Here is a 3,483-nt window from a genome sequence, read left to right as displayed (position 1 = left end):
CTTCCAGTTCTCTCCCTTAATGTCGTGAATGACGGCGGACGCCGGCCACGAAAGCAACGTAGGCACCACCAAGCCCACGCCCTTGCCCGAGCGCGTGGGTGCGAAGCTCAGGACATGTTCCGGCCCCTCATGTCGGAGGTATTGGTCGTCGTGTTGGCCGAGGAAGACGCCCGCCGGGAGGGTCAGTCCAGCTTTGCGGATGTCGACGGCATCGGCCCAGCGTGCCGAACCATAAGTCGTAACCAGCCGCGACTGCCGAGAACGCCATACCGACATGGCGATGGCGACGAGTAAAGCGAACAAACCGCTACCACCCGCAATCGCACCGCCTGTGTCGAAGACGTGCGGCGCGTAGGCATCAAAGAAGAACCACCATTCGAACAAGCGCCACGGGTGATAAACCGGTACACCTAGAAGATCGAACCAGGGCGATCCGAGGCGTACTTGATAGCCAAGGGTCGCTGCTGTCCATTGTGTGGCGCCCCAGACGCCGGCGATCACGATGCCGATTACCACAGCGATCTGGCCGAACAGAACGTTCGTCCCTTGCATGACCTGTCCTCCGATTTCTCCTGCGCTGGTGTCTCATTGAAAGCGTTGCACAGGGGGTGTCGCAGGCGTCAGGATCGGTTCTGGGCTAGTGCCGGTCAAAGACCGTTCGCAGCACAATGGTCGAGGGAAAAGAAAGAATGAGCGCGGTGGCGAGTCAAAGAAAAGCGCCGCAAGCGAAAGCGCACTGCGGCGCATACAGAGTTCCAAGCAAGTTACCCAAAAAAAGCCGTCAATGGGCCTTGCTTCCACTCATAGGCAATATTTAGATATCATGAAAAACGATGATATTTAAGATTGGAATAAAAATGAAAAATATCAAGAGTATGGATCTCAACTTGCTCAAGGCGCTGGACGCATTGTTAGACGAACGCAATGTGACACGGGCGGCGGCCCGTCTGGGACTGACCCAGCCGGCCTTGAGTGGCATGCTGACGCGGTTGCGCGAGAGCTTCGGTGACCCGCTTTTCGCGCGCTCGCAGCGGGGTATCGTTCCAACGCAGCGGGCGCTGGATCTAGGGATGCCTGTCAAGCAGGTGCTCGCCGAAATCGAAGCGCTGCTCCAGCCACCTTCCTTCAATCCGGCCACCGCACAACTGACCTTCTCCATCGCCGCGACGGACTATGCGCTGCGTGCCGTTGCTGTCCCATTTCTATCGGCACTTAAACGGCACGCACCGCGCGTACGAGTCTCATTAGTGCCAGTCGAGAGCGGGCAGCTACAGAACCAGCTTGAGCGCGGTCAGATCGATTTAGCCCTCCTGACGCCAGAGATCACTCCGCCAAATCTGCATGCCCGAGAGCTGTTCAAGGAACACTATGTGTGTGTCCTGCGGGAAGACCATCCTGCGGCTATGGGGCGCAAGCTGACCGTTAAACAGTTCTGTGCTCTCGACCATGCGCTTGTTTCCTACGATGGTGGAGGTTTCCGCGGCGTCACCGACGATGCGCTAGAACAGTTGGGCAAACGACGCAGCGTCACACTGTCGGTCAAGAGCTTTCTGATCTTGCCAGACATCCTGCGTGCCAGTGACATGGTTGCGATCTTGCCGAGCCGCTTGGTCGCCGGTATGGACAAGCTGGCTATCTCCCTGCCGCCGGTGAAGATACCGGGGTTCACCAAGACGGCTGCTTGGCACGAACGCACCCATCACGATCCAGCACATCGCTGGATACGAGCACTGCTGTTCACTTCCTGTGCTAACAACAAGTAGGCAAGATCGCTCCTATCGTCATGCTCAGCACAACTCTACCTCGCACTACAAATAAGCAATCAGTCGGCTCAATTGGAGACGCGCCCTTTCGTAGCGCCGCTGCGAGATAGCCTAGTCGGTGGATGGCAGAACCTAGGCCTTGATATCATATTTTATGATATCAAAAATAGAAACTTAGGATTTCACTTATTGCAGATGGAGGCTCATGATTTGCTCCATGACCACTTGAATGACGCAGCCACCCCTGTTGCGTCATCGACATTTTGTGAAGGAGCTTCGATATGAGCAAGCAACAGAACGCCATCCTCTGGCCCGAAGGCTACACGCCGGGCTTTACTGAGAATTTCGCCTCCAATGAGATCATCGCCGCCGGCTTGAGCGCGGCCGACGTATGGCCTCTACTCGTCACACCATCGCTGTGGCCAAGCTACTACGCCAACTCGGCTAACGTGTGCTTTCATGACGGCAAAGGCCCGGTACTGGCCGACGGCGATCGGTTTTACTTCGAGACCTTCGGCTTCCCGGTAGAGGGGCAATGCAACGAATACGTGCCACCTGCGGATGGGCAACCCGGCCGCGTGGCCTGGCACGGCTGGTCCGGCGAGGAAGGCACAGATACGCGCCTGGATGTGCATCACGCCTGGCTGGTTGAGAACCTGGACGGCAGGCGCGTGCGCATCCTCACGCAGGAAACTCAGAAGGGCAAACCGGCCGAGGAGCTGCACAACGCCAAACCCAACCCGATGATCAACGGCCATCAGGACTGGCTCGACAGCTTGGTCGAGGCAGCGCGCAAAGCCAAGCAGGCGTAGTGGTCTCCGGCCGCTTGATCCCAAGCGTCTGAACGGAGAAAACCATGATGAGAACTCCCCTCAGGATTCTGCTGGTCCTGACTTCGCAGGCAACGATGGGCGACGAACTGCTCAACCGCGAATGGTTCCGCAGTCGGACCGAAGCGAAGGTGCTGATCGAACGTTGGCGACAGTTCTACAACGAGCAGCGGCCGCATAGCGCGCATGCTTACAAACCGCCGGCGACGATCCGGCGCAACTGGATCCAATCCGATAGCATCCCCTCCGAACTCACTGCCTGACTGGCTACAAAGTTCGTACTCAGGTCACCTTGGCGCAGGCACTGAAGGTGGAGCCACCCGGAATGGGTGCTCCCACCGCCTTACGCGCACTGGCTCGAACTCTCCCGAGGCGCCGGCAAGCTCGTCACATAGCGACTAGAGAGAGGAGGTGACCGTACGAGTTCCCAGCGCCCGATCCACTCTGGGAGCTGGGTCGCCTAGCGACTACGCTACCAATGGAGCTAGCGATCAACTCGATAACTTGAGCGTGATAACGCCCAGGATGATCAACGCCACGCCAAGGTATCGCATCAGGGAGGTTGGGTCGCCATAGAAATGAATTCCGACTAAGAAAGTTCCCGCCGCTCCGATACCCGTCCACACCGCATAAGCAGTCCCAATCGGTATCTGACGCTGAGCAAGCCATAGGAAGGCGCCGCTAATTGTCATGAAAGAGACGGCTACTGCGACCCCACTCCAACGCGATGTTGGCTCTTGCGCCATTTTCAGCCCGACCGGCCATCCGATTTCAAACAATCCAGCCAAAACAAGATAGATCCAACCCATTGCGATTCTCCTTCAAATTTTTCATATCCGGCATACATACTCCGGCATGACCACCAGCTTAGAACTTCGGCGGCTCTTTAG

Annotated in this window: 4 protein-coding genes and 1 pseudogene; 3 read left to right on the top strand and 2 right to left on the bottom strand. The window is 57.3% G+C overall.

What is annotated here, in order from left to right:
- A partial coding sequence (locus G7020_RS23580) for a type IV secretory system conjugative DNA transfer family protein (protein WP_181087204.1) occupies positions 1 to 552 on the bottom strand: 552 nt, incomplete at its 3' end.
- A 305-nt stretch (positions 553 to 857) separates the two neighbouring features.
- Between G7020_RS23580 and G7020_RS23575 the strand changes: the two genes are divergently transcribed.
- The 3 genes and pseudogenes from G7020_RS23575 to G7020_RS23565 form a co-directional block, all read left to right on the top strand.
- The gene (locus tag G7020_RS23575; protein ID WP_033936894.1) at positions 858 to 1,763 is read left to right on the top strand and encodes a LysR family transcriptional regulator; all 906 of its coding nucleotides are present in this window, start codon (positions 858 to 860) and stop codon (positions 1,761 to 1,763) included.
- 281 nt (positions 1,764 to 2,044) lie between these two features.
- Positions 2,045 to 2,575: a hypothetical protein gene (locus G7020_RS23570; RefSeq protein WP_000043569.1), complete on the top strand. Its 531-nt coding sequence runs from the start codon at positions 2,045 to 2,047 to the stop codon at positions 2,573 to 2,575.
- Positions 2,576 to 2,676: 101 nt separating this feature from the next.
- Positions 2,677 to 2,856, top strand: a pseudogene (locus tag G7020_RS23565) (integrase core domain-containing protein); the annotation flags it as partial.
- A gap of 228 nt (positions 2,857 to 3,084) precedes the next feature.
- On the opposite strand, the gene G7020_RS23560 reads toward G7020_RS23565, so the two are convergent.
- A complete protein-coding gene (locus G7020_RS23560) occupies positions 3,085 to 3,402 on the bottom strand; it encodes a DMT family transporter (protein WP_000539741.1) in 318 nt (105 codons plus the stop codon).
- Between the last annotated feature and the right edge of the window lie 81 nt (positions 3,403 to 3,483).

This window comes from Stutzerimonas stutzeri, assembly GCF_013522825.1.
Lineage (GTDB): Bacteria > Pseudomonadota > Gammaproteobacteria > Pseudomonadales > Pseudomonadaceae > Stutzerimonas > Stutzerimonas stutzeri_AK.
The sequence above is the reverse complement of the archived record's forward strand: the minus strand, read 5'-3'. Positions and strand labels throughout refer to the sequence as shown.

Bases quoted from the DNA above. Each gene is read 5' to 3' on its own strand.
- G7020_RS23575 (WP_033936894.1), top strand. From the start codon at position 858: ATGAAAAATATCAAGAGTATGGATCTCAACTTGCTCAAGGCGCTGGAC.
- G7020_RS23570 (WP_000043569.1), top strand. From the start codon at position 2,045: ATGAGCAAGCAACAGAACGCCATCCTCTGGCCCGAAGGCTACACGCCG.
- G7020_RS23560 (WP_000539741.1), bottom strand. From the start codon at position 3,402: ATGGGTTGGATCTATCTTGTTTTGGCTGGATTGTTTGAAATCGGATGG.